Below are 15,764 nucleotides of genomic sequence, written 5' to 3' on the forward strand. Positions count from 1 at the left end.
CCTTTGGCTCGGTCGCCGGCGCGCTGGACGGCGAGTTGCACGGCGTCCACTCGGTTGACCTGGCCCATGCCGACGCCGACCGAGGCGCCGTCGTGCGCGAGCAGGATCGCGTTGGACTTCACCGCGCGGCAGGCGCGCCAAGCGAATTCGAGATCGGCGAGGGTCTCGGCGTCGGCCGCGGTGCCGGTGGCCAGCGTCCAGTTGGCCGGGTCGTCGCCCGCGGCGTCGAGGATGTCGCGCTGTTGCAGCAGCGCGCCGCCGCTGATCGGACGCAGCTCGGCGCCGGCGCGCTGCGGCGGCTCGGCGATCAGGATGCGCACATTCTTCTTGCGCTGCAACACTTCCACCGCACCGTCGGCGAACGCCGGGGCCACGATCACCTCGGTGAAGATCTCCGCGACCTGCTCGGCCAGCTCCACGGTGACCTCGCGGTTGGCCGCGATCACGCCGCCGAACGCGCTCACCGGATCGCAGGCGTGCGCCTTGCGGTGCGCCTCGGCGATGTCGGCGCCGATCGCGATGCCACAGGGGTTGGCGTGCTTGATGATCGCGACGGTCGGCGCGCTGTGGTCATAGGCGGCTCGCCAGGCGGCGTCGGCATCGGTGTAGTTGTTGTACGACATCTCCTTGCCGTGCAACTGCCGGGCCTGCGCGAGGCCGAGACTGCCGTCGTTGTTGGTGTACAGCGCGGCCGCCTGATGCGGGTTCTCGCCGTAGCGCAGCACCGCGGAACGCTCCCAGGTGCCACCGAGCCAGGCCGGGAACTGCACGCCGCTGCCCTCGGGCTGCGCCGCGACACCGGGCGCGAGCACCGACGTCATCCAGCTCGCGACCGCCACGTCATAACTCGCGGTGTGCTGGAAAGCCTTGGCCGCCAACGCCGTCCGTTCGGCCAGGGTGAAGCCGCCGGACTTCACCGCGCCGAGCACCTCGTCGTAGTCGCCGCTGTCGACCACCACGGCGACCGACGGGTGATTCTTCGCCGCGGCCCGCACCATGGACGGCCCGCCGATGTCGATCTGCTCGACGCACTCGTCCGGGCTCGCGCCGCTGGCCACGGTCTCGGTGAACGGGTAGAGGTTCACCACGACCAGCTGGAACGCCTCGACACCCAGCTCGACCAGCTGGTCGAGATGCTGCTGCTTGCGTGTGTCGGCGAGGATGCCCGCGTGCACCCGCGGGTGCAGCGTCTTCACCCGTCCCTCGAGGGTCTCCGGGAAGCCGGTGAGGTCTTCGACCTTGGTCACCGGGATGCCCGCGTCGGCGATCTTGCCCGCGGTCGAACCGGTCGAGACCAGCTCGATGCCCGCGGCGTGCAGACCGGTCGCGAGCTCGATGAGCCCCGTCTTGTCGTACACGCTCACCAGCGCGCGCTTGATTTCCTTGCGGTCACTCACCGGATAACTCGCTCATCTGGGATTACTGCCTTTCGTCCGTCGGAAACAATGCCCCGCGTGGCGACGGCGGCGACCACCTGCGCGAGCAGCCGCCGTTCCACCACCTTGATGCGTTCATGCAGGCTGGCTTCGTCGTCATCGGGCAGCACCGGCACCGCCTCCTGCGCGAGGATCGGCCCGGTGTCGACGCCCGCGTCGACCAGGTGCACGGTCGAGCCGGTGACCCGCACTCCGTAGGCCAGCGCGTCGCGCACCCCGTGCGCGCCGGGAAAGGCGGGCAGCAGCGCGGGGTGGGTGTTGATGATCCGGCCGCCGAACCGGTCGAGGAAGGCGGGGCCGAGGATCTTCATGAACCCGGCGGAGACCACGAGATCGGGTGCGTAGCCGGCGACCGCGTCGGTCAGCGCGGCATCCCAGGCGGCCCGATCGGGAAAGTCGTTCAGCGCCACCTTGAAGTGCGCGACGCCCGCGGCGTCCGCGTGCTCGGTGGCCGCGCAGTTCCGGTCGACGCCGACGGCGACGATCTTCGCCGGGAAGCCGGCGCCGGCCGCCGCGTCGAGCAGCGCGCGCAACAGCGATCCGGTACCCGAGGCGAGCACGACCACGGTCGCCGGGGCCGCGGCGGGGGACCACGAAGGCGACTGGGGGTCGGCAGACGGCGAGGTAGGCAAGCTCAGGGCTCTACTCCTGCGAGTCGATCGGATGGCGGACGGAAGAGCTCCGCCGGGTTAGAGCCTAACGACCGTCGACCCGGTCACTTTCCGGCAGGTCCGCCTCGACCACCTCGGCGTCGACGATGTCGGGTGTGGTATTCGGGTGCGCCGCGCGCACGGTGACGATCGAGGTCTGTTCCTCCACGAGTTCGCCGTCCAGCGCCACTTCCAGGTCCGGGCCGTCGTAGTCGGCGTAGTCGTTGTCGAAGTAGTCGCGGTTGTCCGCGTAGTCGTCCTCGGCGTAGTAGTCGTCCGCGTAATCGTCGTCGTAGTAGTCGTCTTCGTCGTACGGATCGGCGTAGTCGCCCGGCGGCGCGCCGACCGGGACCAGGAACCAGCGCGCGAACGCGAGTCCGGCATAGCCGGGGACGGCCAGCCACGCGAACGTGAGCAGCAGGAAGATCGGCAGGTCGATTCCGATCCGCCCGAACGTGCCCAGATCACCGCCCGCGATCACGCCGAGCAGCGACAGCCCGACGGCCGCCAGACCGGCCGAGCACAGCGTCGCCCAGGGCGCGCCGATCCGGTCGGTCGAGCCGCGCGCCAGGTCGAGTCCGCCGAGCACGCCGATCGCGGCCGGGATCAGCAGCAGCACCGGCCACCAGCCCGCGGCCGGGCCGGTCGGCACCGCGGCGAGCAGCGGCACGGCCGGAATCGGCCCGCCCACAACGGAAAACACACCGAACGACGCGACCCCGATCTGCGCGCTGGCACCGACCAGCACGCCCACCGCCTGCACCACGAGATTCGGCAGGTAGGCCAGCGAGAGCAGGGTCAGCCCGATCACCCCGGCGGCGTTGCCCGCGCTGTGGTACGTGTCGCCGATCCGCGGGATGTGGAACAGGAACGAGACCACGATGAGCGCGGTGGCGCAGCCGAGCAGGCGCAGCATCGCCCGGCCCGCGGCGTACATGCCGGAGATCGCCCACTCGGGCAGGCGCAGCAGCACGAACAGCTCGCGCCGGGTCCGGGTCGCGATACCACCGAGGGCAGCGACCAGATACAGCGCGGCCACCCAGGCGAACGCGGCGAGCGTGTTCGGCGGTTGCAGCGCGACGACGCCGGACGCGTCCTCGGCGACCGCCAGGCAGATGGCCGTGATCAGCAGCGGGCCGGCCACCGCGGCGCCGACGATCCAGCCGAGATCCGCGCGCGTGCAACCGGGTTCGACGGCGCGGGCGCATTCCCGGCCGGCCAGCCAGACCAGCAGCGCGGTGGGCAGCAGCGGGAGCAGGCCGAGCGAGGTCTTGCCGATCACCAGCGGAACCTGGTGCGCGCCGAGCCATCCCGCGGCGATCGCGCCGGAGGTGCCGGCCAGATCGCTGCCCGAGGTGAGCAGCGTCGCGAGCACCAGCACGATGATCGCGGTCAATGCGTAGGTGGTCGGACGCCCGGCGACCAGGACGAGAACCCTGGCGCGTTCCGGCGTCAGCGAGAGAAACCCGGCCGCTTCGGGCTCGGGGTGCGGCTCGGGCACAGTGCGAGATCCATCTGTCCGGCGCGCGAGTGAGGTTCGAGCGGAGTTCACGTCCGCGCCTCGCTGACGCTCGGCGCCATCGTGCGCTCAGGCGCGCGGCATCCCTGACTCACTCGCTGACGCTCACTCATGACGTTTCAGCGTGGCAGCTCCCCCGGCGCGAGCGGGTCAGGCGCGCCGCATGAAACCGCGCCGGGGGGAAGGACCGTTACTTCTTGTCGTCGGACGGACGGAACGCCTGGGTCGCGTCGTTGGCCGGGTCGCCGCCCTGCTCGCCGCCGAACGGCTGGCCCGGCTGCGCGGCCTGCTGGCCCGGCTGGGCGTAGTTCGACGAACCGTACGGCGACTGCTGGGCCGGCTGCTGCGCGGAACCGAAGTGCTGGGTGGCGCCCTCGTCCGGGCGCGGCTGCGCGGCGCTCGGCGAGCCGTACGGCGAAGCCTGCTGTGCCCCGCCGAACGCGGTGGTCGGCGGCTGCTGACCGTAGCCGGGCTGTGCGTAGGCCTGGCCCTGCTGGCCGTACGCGGGCTGGCTCGGCTGGCTCTGGCCGTACGGCGAAGCCTGCTGTGCCGCACCGTAACCGGGCTGCTGACCGTACGGCGACTGCTGGCCGTAGGGCTGCTGCCCCGGCTGAGCCTGGCCGTAGCCCGGCTGCTGGCCGTAGCCCGGCTGGCTCTGACCGAACGCCCCCGGCTGCTGCTGGCCATAGCCGCCGCCCTGCCCGAACGCGGCCGGCGCGCCGGCCGGTCGCGGTGCCGGCGCCTTGATCAGGCCTGCCTCGAATAACACCGCGCCCACCGCGACCACGGCCTGCGCGAAGGACAGCACCAGCAGGACGTACGCGCCCCACTTCAGCTCGATGCCGTCGGACAGCGTGAAGGAGTGCAGCAGCAGCGCGAGGAAACCCGCGAGCGAGGCCGCGGCGGCCGCGCCCGTCCAGCTCTGCTTGGGCAGCACGGACAGGCCGGCGAGCAGCCCGGCGAGCAACAGGATGCCGAGCAGCGCCGCGCCGCCGGCCTCGAACAGGCTCGCGGTCTCGCTACTGGCCACCCTGGCGCCGCCGAAGTCGACCGCCTTGGTGCCGACGTAGGGCAGGAAACCGAGCAGGAAGTTGATCACGCCGAGCGCCGCGACACCGACCACCAGGAAGAACGGCAGCCCCTTGGCCTCGGCACCGGTCGCGCTCGCACCGGAACTGGCGCCACCCGCCGTCGAAGGTTGGCTGGACGGGGTGGAGGGCGCGGGTGTGTTGTACCCGGAGCCCCCGGACGGGTATGACATGTCGTCGTCTCCTAGGTCGAGTCATACGTGGTCTTCAACTGCTGGATCTGCACCTGACGCTACTGCACGCATCGGCCCAGGTCACCCTCAACCGGAGCCTCTCAGCGCCTTATCAGCCCCTACGCACCAGGTCGCAGGTGGTTTGCCGGCTGCTAGCACCACCATTCGGAAGGGCTTTCCCCGGAATGCATTCGGCCCGGAGCCACGCGGTTGCGGGGGACTCCGGGCCGGGACCGAGGCGATCAGTACTGCGGCACGATGCGCCACGATCCCGGGGCGCCCTCGCAGTTGTAGTCGGCCCATTCGCCGTTCTCCATGCCGATATTGCCCTCTCGCTCGCAGGTGTAGAGCGCGTCGTACGGGCCGAGGCGGCCGGGTGCCGGGTCGGCCGAGGCGACCCCGTCGGCGAGTCCGGCGCCGAGGAAGCCGAGGAAGGTGATCGCGGCGACGGCGGCGATGCGGGTGCTGGTCATGATGATTCGTCCTTCGGTGGTGAGCGGGTCAGTATCGGGGGATGAGCTGCCAGGCGCCGTAGCTGCCCACGCAGTCGTAATCGGGCCATTCGCCGTGCTCGACGCCTGCGTTCCCGCGGGCCAGGCACTGGTACTCGTACTCGAACGGGCCGCGATCACCGGGCACGGACGGGATCGCGGAGCCGCTGTCGAACGGGCCTGCGAACGCGGGGATGCCGGTGCCGAACAGGCCCGCGACGATCAGGGCGGCGGCCGTAGCGCCGCGAACGGCAGCGATGCGGGTGGAGGTCATGGTCTTCGCTTTCTGCTCTGGTGTGGTGCGTTGCGAAGACCAGACTCCAGGCCGGCCGTCTCAGCGTGGTTTCATCCGCATCTCACGCCGGAAGACCGGAATCGACCAGCCGATCCGTGTAGCGCTGCCAGCCGAATCCGGCCACCGCGACCTCGGCGCGGACCTGTTCGAGCAGCGCTCGCGCGCCCGCCTCGTCGCCCTCCGCGCGCAGCAGCGACACGGAGATCGCGCGGGCGGCCAGCAGCGGCACACCGCCCGGTTCGGCGGCGAAGAACTCGTCCAGCAGTTGCCTGGCCGCGGCGGCGTCGCCCTGGGCGAGCAGCACGTCGGCGAGGTCGATGCGGGCCAGGCCGGTCGCGTCCTCCTCGTGCGCGAGGGCGGCGCGGCAGTACGACTCGGCAGCGTCGAGGCTGCCCGCGGTCAGCGCGGCGGCCGCGCGGGTGAGGTCGTTGAGCGGCAGGATCTGCCGGTCGTCCAGGCGGCGGGCGTAGCGGTCGGATTCCTCGGCGGCGGCCAGGGCCTCGTCGACGCGGCCGAGGGCGAGCAGCGCCTTGGCCTGATTGCTCAAGCCGCGGGACAGGCCGTGCTCGTCCGCGTACGCGGCGTCGACCTTGCTGGATCGGGTGTAGGCGGCGAGGGCCTCGGCCGGGTCGCCCGAATACAGCAGGGCGGTGCCGAGTGCGTCGGCGAAGGACGCGCCCTGGGTCTCGCGCACAGCCAGCCGCTCGCCCTCGCGCAGCCGGGCGACGGCCTCCGGCAGCCTGCACCGTTCGATGTCGACGATGCCCTGGTAGTAGCGGACCGTTTGACCGAGTTCCGGATCGTCGAGCGGAGCGGCCAGCTCGCCCGCCTTGGCCAGTTGAACTGCCGCGGAGTCGAGATCACCGGTCATCAGGGTGTGAAAACCGTAGTGGCTCAGGGCCTGTGCGAGTTCATGCGCGGCCACGCCGGCCGCGTCGGTGAGTGCCGCGTAGTGACGCTGCGCCTCCCGGAACCAGGCCCTGGCCAGCCAGGGCACGTGCATCTCCACCGCGAGCCGCAAACCGTCCGTGGCCCTTGATGTTCCGGGGGCGCGCTCCAGGGCGGCCAGGATGTTCGGCCATTCCGCGAACACCGCCGCCACCGATTCGGCCGCGGCGAAATCGTCCGGCGCGCCGATCGTGCGCACCAGGTCCAGACACCACAGCAGGTGCCGAGCGCGCAGCTCCTCGATCTCGTTCGCCTCCGCCAGCTGGGCCAGCGCGTAGTCCCGGACCGTCTCCAGCAACGTGAAACGTCTTGTCGCACCGTCGGTCTGCACCGTGACGAGGTTGCGGTTCACCAGATCCGCCATGGCCGGTGCGATATCGCCGCGCTCCAGCTCGCCGTCCGGCACCACCGCCTCGGCCGCCTCCAGGGTGCATCCGCCGGCGAACACGCCGAGCCTGCGCAGGACCGCCCGCTCCCGCTCGGCGAGCAGTTCGTGACTCCAGTCCAGCGCGACCCGCAGACTCGTGTGCCGCCCGCCCGCCGCACCGCGCGCGCCGCCGACCAACAGCCGGACCCGGTCGTCGATCCGTTGGGCGAGTTGGGAAATCGTCAAGGTTCTGGTGAGACCGGCGGCCAGCTCGATGCCCAGCGGCAGCCAGTCCACGGCCGCGCAGATCGCCACCAGCTCGTCGCGCTCGGCCGCCGTCACCAGCCCGTGCAGCCCGGCCCGTTCGATGAACAACGCGACGCCGACGCTGCGATCCAGCGGGCCGAGCGGATACACCGACTCCCCCGGCACGCCGAGCGGCTGCTGCGAGGTGACGAGCACGCTGAATCCCGTTACTGCCGTGACCAATTCGGCGACCGATGCGAGCACGTGCTCGGCGTTGTCGAGCACCAGCAGCGTGCGCTCGCGATCGGCGCCGCCATCGAGCGCGGCGACGATCCCGGGCAGCGGAGCATTCGGATCGATCGCGCCGTCCACGGCCAGGCCGTTCGCCTCGAGCGCGGCGGCCACCGCGGGCAAGACGTCCTCGGTGCGACCGAGCGGCGCCAGCTCGACCAGCACGACCGGGCGGCCGGACTGCCCGATCGATCGCGCGAGTTCGGCGGCGAGCCGCGACTTTCCGCTGCCCGCGACGCCGACCACCGTGGTCAGGCCGGGCTCGGCGAGCCGCGTGGTCAGCGTGGCGAATTCCCGGCCGCGGCCGACGAAGCTGGTCATCGGGGCCGACACCACCGGGGCGGGGCGAGACTGCGGTTCCGGTTCGACCGGATCGCCGCCGACCGGCGCCGCCGGCTTGGCTACCTCGGCGACGACCGGCGGGACCGACGCCCGCAACGCCGGATCATGGTCCAGGATGCGCAGTTCCAACGCGCTGGTATCCGGCGCGGGATCGACCCCGAGCTCCTCGGACAACGCCCGCCGCAGCCGGGCCAGCCGCTCCAGCGCGTCGGCCTGTCGTCCGGTCCGATACAACGCCAACGCCAGCAGACACGACAACGGCTCGTGCAGCGGATGCCGCGCGACCAGCCCGGTCAGCTCGGTCACCACCTCACCGGCCGCGCCGAGCTCGAGATTCGCCTCCAGCCCCGCCACGGTCAGCGACAGCCGCCAATCATCGAGCCGCTCGCCCTCGGCCGCCGCGAACGGGATCGACCGCAGGTCGGCCAGCGCGTGCCCGCGCCACAGCGCGAGCGCCTCCTTGGCCGCCGCCGCGACGGCGGCGTGGTCCCCGCCGCGCCGGGCGGTATGCAACCGCTGCGCCGCCGCCTCCGCGGCCAGCAGATCCGCCGCCGACACGGTCGCCTGATACCCCGCCGGCGTTCGTCCGATGACGTCCGCCAACGGCCCGAGCGCCGCCCGCAGGCGCGACACCACCACGCGCAACCGCTGCACCGGCCGCTCGACCTCGGCCCCCCACAAATCCTCGGCCAGTCGTCCATCCGGCACCGGTACCCGGTTGGCCAAGGCCAACCGCACCAACACTGCCCGTTCCAGCGGCCGATCGACGGTCACCGCGACACCGTCGGCCCACGCCTGCACTGGACCCAACACCAGCACATCCACGCGCTAAGCATGCCCTGTCCGGTACGTCCGCGTCTCCTCGAATACCGATGCGGGCCGCGGTGAACCAGACGGCGAGCCGGCCCGTATCCATAGCGGGAGACGAAATGGAGGTGTCGACCATGAGTCCGATGGCACAGTTCTGCGAGTGGTTGGTCAGGACGCTCGGCTTCTGCCCTGGCTGAGCGCGCCGCCACGCATGACGAAGGCCGCCTCCGCGCGAACCAGGAGGCGGCCTTCGTTTCGGCCTTTCCGGCATGACGAAGGCCGCCTCCCGACTCGGAAAGCGGCCTCGGTCAATATCGCGGAATCAGGCGGTGACGCTTGCCTTCTCCAGGATCTCGCGAGCCAGCGCGGCGGTCTCGGACGGCGTCTTGCCGACCTTCACGCCCGCCGCCTCCAGCGCGTCCTTCTTCGCCTGTGCGGTGCCCGCCGAGCCGGAGACGATGGCGCCGGCGTGGCCCATGGTCTTGCCCTCGGGCGCGGTGAAGCCCGCGACGTAGCCGACGACCGGCTTGGTGACGTTGGCCTTGATGTAGGCCGCGGCCCGCTCCTCGGCGTCGCCGCCGATCTCGCCGATCATCACGATCAGCTTGGTCTCCGGGTCCTTCTCGAACGCCTCGATGGCGTCGATGTGGGTGGTGCCGATGACCGGGTCGCCGCCGATGCCGATGGCGGTGGAGAAGCCGAAGTCACGCAGTTCGTACATCATCTGGTAGGTCAGGGTGCCGGACTTGGAGACCAGGCCGACCGGGCCCTTGCCGGTGATGTTGGCCGGGGTGATGCCGACCAGCGCCTCGCCGGGGGTGATGATGCCGGGGCAGTTCGGGCCGATGATCCGGGTCTTGTTGCCCTTCTCCACGTTGTAGGCCCACGCGTACGCGGTGTCCTGCACCGGGATGCCCTCGGTGATGACCACGAGCAGCGGGATCTCCGCGTCGATGGCCTCGATGATGGCGTCCTTGGCGAACTTCGGCGGCACGAACGCGATGGAGACGTCGGCGCCGGTCTCCTTGATCGCCTCGGCGACGGTGCCGTACACCGGCAGCTCGACCGCGTTGCCGTCCTTGTCGGTGTGCGCGACGGTGGTGCCCGCCTTGCGCGCGTTGACGCCGCCGACGACCTGGGTGCCTGCCTTCAGCATCAGCGCGGTGTGCTTGGTGCCCTCGCCGCCGGTGATGCCCTGAACGATGACCTTCGAGTCCTTGTTGAGGAAGATAGACATTTCCGGATTCCTTACTTGGCCGCTGCCAGTTCGGCGGCCTTGTCGGCGCCTTCGTCCATTGTCTGCGCAAGCGTGATCAGCGGGTGCGCGGCGTCGACCAAAATCTGGCGACCCTCGTCCACCTTGTTGCCGTCGAGACGGACGACCAGCGGCTTGTTCGCCTCGGCGCCGAGGATCTCCAGCGCCTTGACGATGCCGTTGGCGACCGCGTCACAGGCGGTGATGCCACCGAAGACGTTCACGAACACGCTCTTGACCTGCGAGTCACCCAGGATGACGTCGAGGCCGGCGGCCATCACCTCGGCCGAGGCGCCGCCGCCGATGTCGAGGAAGTTGGCCGGCTTGACGCCGTTGTGGTTCTCGCCCGCGTAGGCGACCACGTCCAGGGTCGACATGACCAGACCGGCGCCGTTGCCGATGATGCCGACCTCACCGTCGAGCTTGACGTAGTTGAGGTCGTTCTCCTTGGCCTTGAGCTCCAGGGGATCGGTCGCGTCCTTGTCCGCGAAGGCCTCGTGATCCGGGTGCCGGAACTCGGCGTTCTCGTCCAGGGTGACCTTGCCGTCGAGGGCGAGGATCTCGTCCTGCGGGGTGCGCACCAGCGGGTTGACCTCCACCAGGGTGGCGTCCTCCTTGACGAACACCTCCCACAGCTTCTGGATGGTCACGGCCGCGGCGTCGAGCACCTCGGCGGGGAGGTGGCCCTGCTCGGCGATCGAGCGGGCGAACGCGAGATCGACACCCTTGACGGCGTCGACGGCGACCTTGGCCAGGCGCTCCGGCTTGGTCGCGGCGACCTCTTCGATCTCCATGCCGCCCTCGACCGAGCACATGGCCAGGTAGGTGCGGTTGGACCGGTCGAGCAGGAAGGAGATGTAGTACTCCTCCGCGATGTCCTTGGCTTCGGCGACAAGGATCTTCTTGGTGATGTGGCCCTTGATATCCAGGCCGAGGATGTTCTGCGCGTGCGTGAACGCGTCGTCCGGGGTGGCGGCGTACTTGACGCCACCGGCCTTGCCGCGGCCACCGGCCTTGACCTGAGCCTTGACCATCACCGGCTTGCCGATTTCCTCCGCGATGGCGCGGGCGTCCTCGGCCGTGTCCGTGACGCGGCCCTCGGACGAAGGCACTCCGTGCTTAACGAAGAGCTCCTTCGCCTGATATTCGAAGAGATCCATGTACTCACCGTCTCGTCTGCGTTGTGATGACAACGTCTTTGTTGGCGGCCCGACGTCGGAAGCGGGTCGGGTCGGACTCTAATCAGTCACATGGACGGCCAATCGGCCACGTTCATCCTAAGTGGCGCAGGTCACGGGCCGATACGCGCGGCGGGAAAACCGCTGGCCAACGCTACTCATCAGTAGGTTGCTGACACCTCACCAGGTAGAGCGTCAGAACCCATGGACACGGCCGGATCTACTACAAAACGTCGTGGATCGGGCCGCCTCGCTTGCCCAATGCACAGATAGTTATTCCGTGGTGTTACCGTGATCAATCTCACATGTTCGGACAGATGGGCCGCAGCGCTTGCGGACCCTGCAATCGTTTCGTTACCGTCATTGCGGTCGATGTCACAGCACGGTCACGACTAGGAGGACGGCAAGCTTGACGCAGCACAGCACTCCGCAGATGGAGAGCCGTTCCGCAGACGACTCGTCGACGCCGCTGATCAGCTGGCCGTTCGGCCTCGCGAACATCTCCCGCTTCACGATGTGGCACAGCCGATGAACTATCGCTCCGCCCTTATTCCTGAACATCGCGCTCAGTCCGGACACCGTTATCGCAACGATGACGACGCCTTCGGCGCGCAGGCTTCGCACGGCAGGCCTGCCGGTCCCTCGGTGGATCGGCAACGGAACTCGCTGTACAACGCCGCGCCCGCCCGGCCGCAGGACGACTACAGCGCCGCGCCGCACGCCGATTACGGCACCGCCGCGCCGCAGGACGACTACAACTTCCACGCCGGCTCCGGCTATGGCGACTCCTGGTCGCAGCAGGATTCGTGGGCCGCCCCGCAGGACTCCTGGTCCGACGGCGGCGCCTGGAACGCCGGCGAAGCCTGGAATGCCGGTGAGGCCTGGGGCGAGCACGACTATCAGGCACCGGACACCGGCTGCTGGGCACCGGAAGAATCCTGGGCGTCCGACACCGAGCCGGACCGCCCGGCCACCCCCACCGTCATACCCGGCCGACGCGCCGCCAAGCGCGGTGGCGCACACCGGCTTCCCGCACCGCCGGCCGCCCTCAAGGGCCGCGCCGCGGTCGCCGCGGTCGCCGCCGGTGCGGTGGTCGCCGCCGGACAGGCCGCGTTCGCCTCGCCCGAGCAGCCGTCGCAGGCCGTCGACTACGAGGCCGCCGGGCAGATCCACGAGATCGCCGCGCAGTCCGTCAGCCTGGCCGACCCGAGCGCCTCGACGGAATCGCCACAGGTGCTCAACGTTTCGGGCGCGCTCAATCCCGGTGCCTTCAACGACATCCTGCAAAAGGGCCAGAAGTACGCCGAAGACCTGGCCGCCCAGGAAGCCGCGAAGCTGCGCCCGCTGTTCACCAAGTTCGCCGCGGGCACCTTCACCTCCGGCTACGGCGCCCGCTGGGGCGTGCAGCACCTCGGCGTCGACATCGCGGGCCCCATCGGCACCCCGATCGTCGCGGTCGCCGACGGCACCGTGATCGAGGCAGGCCCCGCCGCCGGCTTCGGCATGTGGGTCCGGCTGCTGCACGACGACGGCACCGTCACCATCTACGGCCACATCGACACGGCCACGGTGTCGCAGGGCCAGCGAGTGATGGCCGGCGACCAGATCGCCACGATCGGCAACCGCGGCTTCTCCACCGGCCCGCACTGCCACTTCGAGGTGTGGTTGAACGGTACGGACAAGATCGACCCCCTGCCCTGGCTCGCCACCCGCGGCATCAGCCTCGGCTCCCAGCGCGACTGAGCCGTTCCGGGCTCCGTCCCGGACGGGTTGCAGGCGTGAGAGCCGTGGTCGGCTCCTCGTGCGGTCCGTCCGCAGACGCGGTCGAGGGCTTTGCCCAGGAGCCACGGGGCTGTCGGGTAGTCGACCCGTAGCCTTTGCTCGCCACGCGTGGCATCAGGCCTCGGTTCCCAACGCGATTGCGTTGTTCCGCGCTCCTCCGGGAGGTTTCGGCGGACCATCCGAAGCTTTGACGGGAATGCCCACACCCTTGCGGGCGTCAGGTTCGTCTCCGGCTCCCCGCGCGTTCTGTTCGCAGACGCGGTCGAGGCTCTTTTGCACCGGGCCACGGCGCCGTCGGCTAAGCGACCCGTAGCCCTTGCCCGCCAACGCGTGGCATCAGCCTGGGTTCTCAACGCGATTGCGTTGTTCCGCGCTCCTCCGGGAGGTTTCGCGGACCCTCCGAGCGGGTTGGCGGGAATGCTCACGCCCTGCGGGGTCAGGTTTGCGTTCGGCTCCCCTGTGGTCTGTTCGCAAGCATGATCGAGGCTTCGCATACGGACAGCGCTGCCAGGTACGCGCACTGGCTAGGCCGTGTGCGCAACGCCCGTCGCAATCCGAACAAGCCAGTTCCATTGCGGGCTAACGGGCTCACGCGAAGCGCCCTTGGCAGTCCGAACCGGCGGACCTGATCGCGGTCTCCCAGATCTGCTCGGATCTTCACAAGGGGTTCCTACTGGTGCTGAGGATGTGGCAGGTCAAGTAGACGTGCGAACAAGCATGCAGGTGGGCGAAGCGCCTGGCGGCGATACGAACCAGGCAGAGCCGATCGCAGCCTCCGGATCTGTTCGGGTCTTCCACATGGAGTCGGGCCGCTGCCAGGTATGTGGCAGGTCGAGTGGGTGGGCGAACGAGCATGCCTGTGGGCGAACATCAGTGGCGATGTGAGCCATGGATCTGATCGCGGCTCGCAGATCTGGTTGGTTCTGCACAAGGTGTTCAGGCTGTCGTCGGGTTTGTGCACGGTCGAGTGGGGTGTGAGGTTCACGGTTGGTGCGCGACGTGGGACGGTGACGATGCGCACGTGTTGCTCTGCGCTGGGCGGGGCTAGCGTTTGGGTTATGGCGCGTACAACGATGTACACCCAGTTCATTGCGCTTCCAGTGGAACTCGTGTGGGGGGTGCTGGGGGATCCGACGCGGTGGCCGGAATGGAATGCGGGCGTCACCTCGGTACGGCTGCAAGGGCCGGTTGCGGTGGGGACAACGGGTGACTACCTGCCTAGGGGGCGGGTCTACGAGGCAGTGCATGGACGGACGGCGCCGCCGTTCGTCATCAGCACGCTGGTTCCCGGGCGGGAACTGAGCATCGAACAACCGGAACCGGTCGGGCGGATGCGACTGACCTGGACGTTGACGCCGCGCAACGGCGGTACGGAGGTCACCCAGGCGCTGACCTTCAGCGGGCCGTCGGCGTCGATCGCCAGGATGGCGGTCGGGTCGCTCCTGGAGCACGACGCGCGCGTCTGCTTCGCGCGGCTGGCGCAGCTCGCCGGAATCGAACCGGCGGAGCGCGCGCTCACCGTCGTAATCGCCGGTGGCACCGGCGCATTGGGCAAGCACATCGCCGCCGACCTGACCTGCCGCGGGCACCGGGTGAACATCCTCACCAGGCGACGCGACCCCGGACTGCCGTTCGATCAGCTCGAATGGGACGGTAGATCGGTGGGCAAGTGGGTTGCCGCACTGCGCAATCCGGGCCCGACCGCGATCGTCAACCTGGCCGGAAACTGGTCGACTGCCGCCCCAGCAAACGCAATGTCGACCAATTGCGGAGCAGCCGAGTCGATTCCACCCGCGCACTGGTCGACGCTGCCGCAACCCTCGACCGTCCCATCGATTACTGGGTGCAGGCCAGCACCACGGCGATCTGGTCGGACGCGGGCGAAACCCGTTGCACGGAAACAACTCCGCTACCGGTGGGCCTGCCGCAGATGACCGGCGTAGCCGAGCCGTGGGAGCGTGCCTTCGACGGCGCGAACGCCGCCCACTCGACCATCCTGCGCACCTCGATCGTGCTCGACCCGCAGGCCCCCGCGCTGAAACGCCTCGGCCAGCTGACCAAGGCGGGTCTCGGCGGACGCGTCGGCCCGGGCGACCAGTGTTTCAGCTGGATTCACGTCGAGGACTGGCTGGCCATCGTGCGCGCCGCGCTCGGCCTCGACCCCCAGGTCACGCTGCCCAACGGAATCCTGGTGGCCGCCACCGACTTCCCGGTCCGCAACCGGGAACTGATGGCCGCGCTACGCAGGCACCTGCGCCGCCCGGCAGCCCCACCGACCCCGACCGCAATCCTGAAGGTCGGCGCCGTCTTCCTCCGCACCGACCCCGCCCTAGGCCTCACCGGCCGCCACGCCACCTCGGAAGTGCTGCGTGCGAGCGGCTTCACCTTCCGCTACCCCACCCTGGACGAGGCCCTGACCGACCTCTTGCCGCGCTGAGCGGGCAGCTACGGGGCTGCCGCGATCGCCAACCCGGTCAGCGCGACGACTTTGGCCACCTCGAGGCCGATGTACCAGAAGTGCGCGTGCGATCGCGGCAGCCGCTCCCCGGCCAGCACCCGGTCGGCCCGGCGGCTCAACGGCGGCCGCACCAGCAGGACCTGCGCGGCCAGCAGCACCACCGCGGCGACCAGCCACGCCCACGTACCAGCCGCGGGCAGGACCACCAGTGTCGCCAGCACCAAAAACACGGCCAGCACCGTCTCGACGACGTTCAACGCCCGGAACACCAACCGCCCGATGCCGAGCCCGAGCGCCACGGTGATTCCCGGCGCCCGGAACTTCAGCGGCGCCTCCAGGAACGAGATGGCCAGCACCATGCCGAGCCACAGCATCGGAAGCAACCACAGGACGTGCTGCGCGACTGTATCCATCGGCGAGCCCTACGGAAGCGGC

14 protein-coding genes are annotated in these 15,764 nt (G+C 69.9%); 3 read left to right on the top strand and 11 right to left on the bottom strand.

Annotated elements, in window-relative coordinates:
- From purH to ACFQ9K_RS32930, 10 genes are all read right to left on the bottom strand, one after another.
- Window positions 1-1,397 (bottom strand): bifunctional phosphoribosylaminoimidazolecarboxamide formyltransferase/IMP cyclohydrolase (purH, locus tag ACFQ9K_RS32885; RefSeq protein ID WP_378984013.1); only part of this gene is annotated, 1,397 nt, incomplete at its 3' end.
- Window positions 1,394-2,068: a phosphoribosylglycinamide formyltransferase gene (gene purN / locus ACFQ9K_RS32890; protein ID WP_378727047.1), complete on the bottom strand. Its 675-nt coding sequence runs from the start codon at window positions 2,066-2,068 to the stop codon at window positions 1,394-1,396. The genes purN and purH, both read right to left, overlap by 4 nt.
- A 64-nt stretch (window positions 2,069-2,132) precedes the next feature.
- Window positions 2,133-3,587 carry a DUF6350 family protein gene (locus ACFQ9K_RS32895; RefSeq protein WP_378727049.1) on the bottom strand — a complete coding sequence of 485 codons (1,455 nt, stop codon included), beginning with the start codon at window positions 3,585-3,587 and terminating at the stop codon, window positions 2,133-2,135.
- A 208-nt stretch (window positions 3,588-3,795) separates the two neighbouring features.
- A complete protein-coding gene (locus ACFQ9K_RS32900; protein WP_378723175.1) occupies window positions 3,796-4,866 on the bottom strand; it encodes a DUF5336 domain-containing protein in 1,071 nt (356 codons plus the stop codon).
- A 242-nt stretch (window positions 4,867-5,108) separates the two neighbouring features.
- Complete coding sequence (locus ACFQ9K_RS32905) at window positions 5,109-5,339, bottom strand: hypothetical protein (RefSeq protein ID WP_378723174.1); 231 nt, start codon at window positions 5,337-5,339, stop codon at window positions 5,109-5,111.
- Window positions 5,340-5,367: 28 nt separating this feature from the next.
- The gene (locus ACFQ9K_RS32910) at window positions 5,368-5,631 is read right to left on the bottom strand and encodes a hypothetical protein (RefSeq protein ID WP_378723173.1); all 264 of its coding nucleotides are present in this window, start codon (window positions 5,629-5,631) and stop codon (window positions 5,368-5,370) included.
- Window positions 5,632-5,713: 82 nt separating this feature from the next.
- Window positions 5,714-8,671: a BTAD domain-containing putative transcriptional regulator gene (locus ACFQ9K_RS32915; protein WP_378723171.1), complete on the bottom strand. Its 2,958-nt coding sequence runs from the start codon at window positions 8,669-8,671 to the stop codon at window positions 5,714-5,716.
- A gap of 307 nt (window positions 8,672-8,978) precedes the next feature.
- Window positions 8,979-9,893, bottom strand: coding sequence for a succinate--CoA ligase subunit alpha (gene sucD / locus ACFQ9K_RS32920; RefSeq protein WP_069161670.1), 915 nt, complete (start codon window positions 9,891-9,893; stop codon window positions 8,979-8,981).
- An 11-nt stretch (window positions 9,894-9,904) separates the two neighbouring features.
- Window positions 9,905-11,071 (bottom strand): ADP-forming succinate--CoA ligase subunit beta, encoded by a 1,167-nt coding sequence (gene sucC / locus ACFQ9K_RS32925; RefSeq protein ID WP_378723170.1) that lies wholly within the window; start codon window positions 11,069-11,071, stop codon window positions 9,905-9,907.
- A 393-nt stretch (window positions 11,072-11,464) separates the two neighbouring features.
- The gene (locus ACFQ9K_RS32930; RefSeq protein WP_378723178.1) at window positions 11,465-11,713 is read right to left on the bottom strand and encodes a hypothetical protein; all 249 of its coding nucleotides are present in this window, start codon (window positions 11,711-11,713) and stop codon (window positions 11,465-11,467) included.
- Between ACFQ9K_RS32930 and ACFQ9K_RS32935 the strand changes: the two genes are divergently transcribed.
- From ACFQ9K_RS32935 to ACFQ9K_RS32945, 3 genes are all read left to right on the top strand, one after another.
- The gene (locus ACFQ9K_RS32935; protein WP_378723169.1) at window positions 11,618-12,832 is read left to right on the top strand and encodes a M23 family metallopeptidase; all 1,215 of its coding nucleotides are present in this window, start codon (window positions 11,618-11,620) and stop codon (window positions 12,830-12,832) included. The genes ACFQ9K_RS32930 and ACFQ9K_RS32935 overlap by 96 nt on opposite strands.
- 1,097 nt (window positions 12,833-13,929) lie before the next feature.
- Window positions 13,930-14,805, top strand: coding sequence for an SRPBCC family protein (locus ACFQ9K_RS32940; RefSeq protein WP_378723167.1), 876 nt, complete (start codon window positions 13,930-13,932; stop codon window positions 14,803-14,805).
- Window positions 14,802-15,308 (top strand): DUF1731 domain-containing protein, encoded by a 507-nt coding sequence (locus ACFQ9K_RS32945; RefSeq protein WP_378723166.1) that lies wholly within the window; start codon window positions 14,802-14,804, stop codon window positions 15,306-15,308. The genes ACFQ9K_RS32940 and ACFQ9K_RS32945 overlap by 4 nt, the downstream gene beginning before the upstream one ends.
- A gap of 8 nt (window positions 15,309-15,316) precedes the next feature.
- Here ACFQ9K_RS32945 and ACFQ9K_RS32950 read toward each other — a convergent pair whose 3' ends face one another.
- Complete coding sequence (locus ACFQ9K_RS32950) at window positions 15,317-15,742, bottom strand: hypothetical protein (protein ID WP_378723164.1); 426 nt, start codon at window positions 15,740-15,742, stop codon at window positions 15,317-15,319.
- Between the last annotated feature and the right edge of the window lie 22 nt (window positions 15,743-15,764).

Source organism: Nocardia sp. NPDC056564 (genome assembly GCF_042793755.1).
In the GTDB taxonomy this organism is placed as follows: domain Bacteria; phylum Actinomycetota; class Actinomycetes; order Mycobacteriales; family Mycobacteriaceae; genus Nocardia.

Coding starts and splice junctions, on each gene's coding strand:
- ACFQ9K_RS32945 (WP_378723166.1), top strand. CDS start 14,802: ATGACCGGCGTAGCCGAGCCGTGGGAGCGTGCCTTCGACGGCGCGAAC.
- ACFQ9K_RS32905 (WP_378723174.1), bottom strand. CDS start 5,339: ATGACCAGCACCCGCATCGCCGCCGTCGCCGCGATCACCTTCCTCGGC.
- ACFQ9K_RS32910 (WP_378723173.1), bottom strand. CDS start 5,631: ATGACCTCCACCCGCATCGCTGCCGTTCGCGGCGCTACGGCCGCCGCC.
- ACFQ9K_RS32900 (WP_378723175.1), bottom strand. CDS start 4,866: ATGTCATACCCGTCCGGGGGCTCCGGGTACAACACACCCGCGCCCTCC.
- ACFQ9K_RS32935 (WP_378723169.1), top strand. CDS start 11,618: ATGAACTATCGCTCCGCCCTTATTCCTGAACATCGCGCTCAGTCCGGA.
- sucD (WP_069161670.1), bottom strand. CDS start 9,893: ATGTCTATCTTCCTCAACAAGGACTCGAAGGTCATCGTTCAGGGCATC.
- ACFQ9K_RS32940 (WP_378723167.1), top strand. CDS start 13,930: ATGGCGCGTACAACGATGTACACCCAGTTCATTGCGCTTCCAGTGGAA.
- sucC (WP_378723170.1), bottom strand. CDS start 11,071: ATGGATCTCTTCGAATATCAGGCGAAGGAGCTCTTCGTTAAGCACGGA.
- ACFQ9K_RS32950 (WP_378723164.1), bottom strand. CDS start 15,742: ATGGATACAGTCGCGCAGCACGTCCTGTGGTTGCTTCCGATGCTGTGG.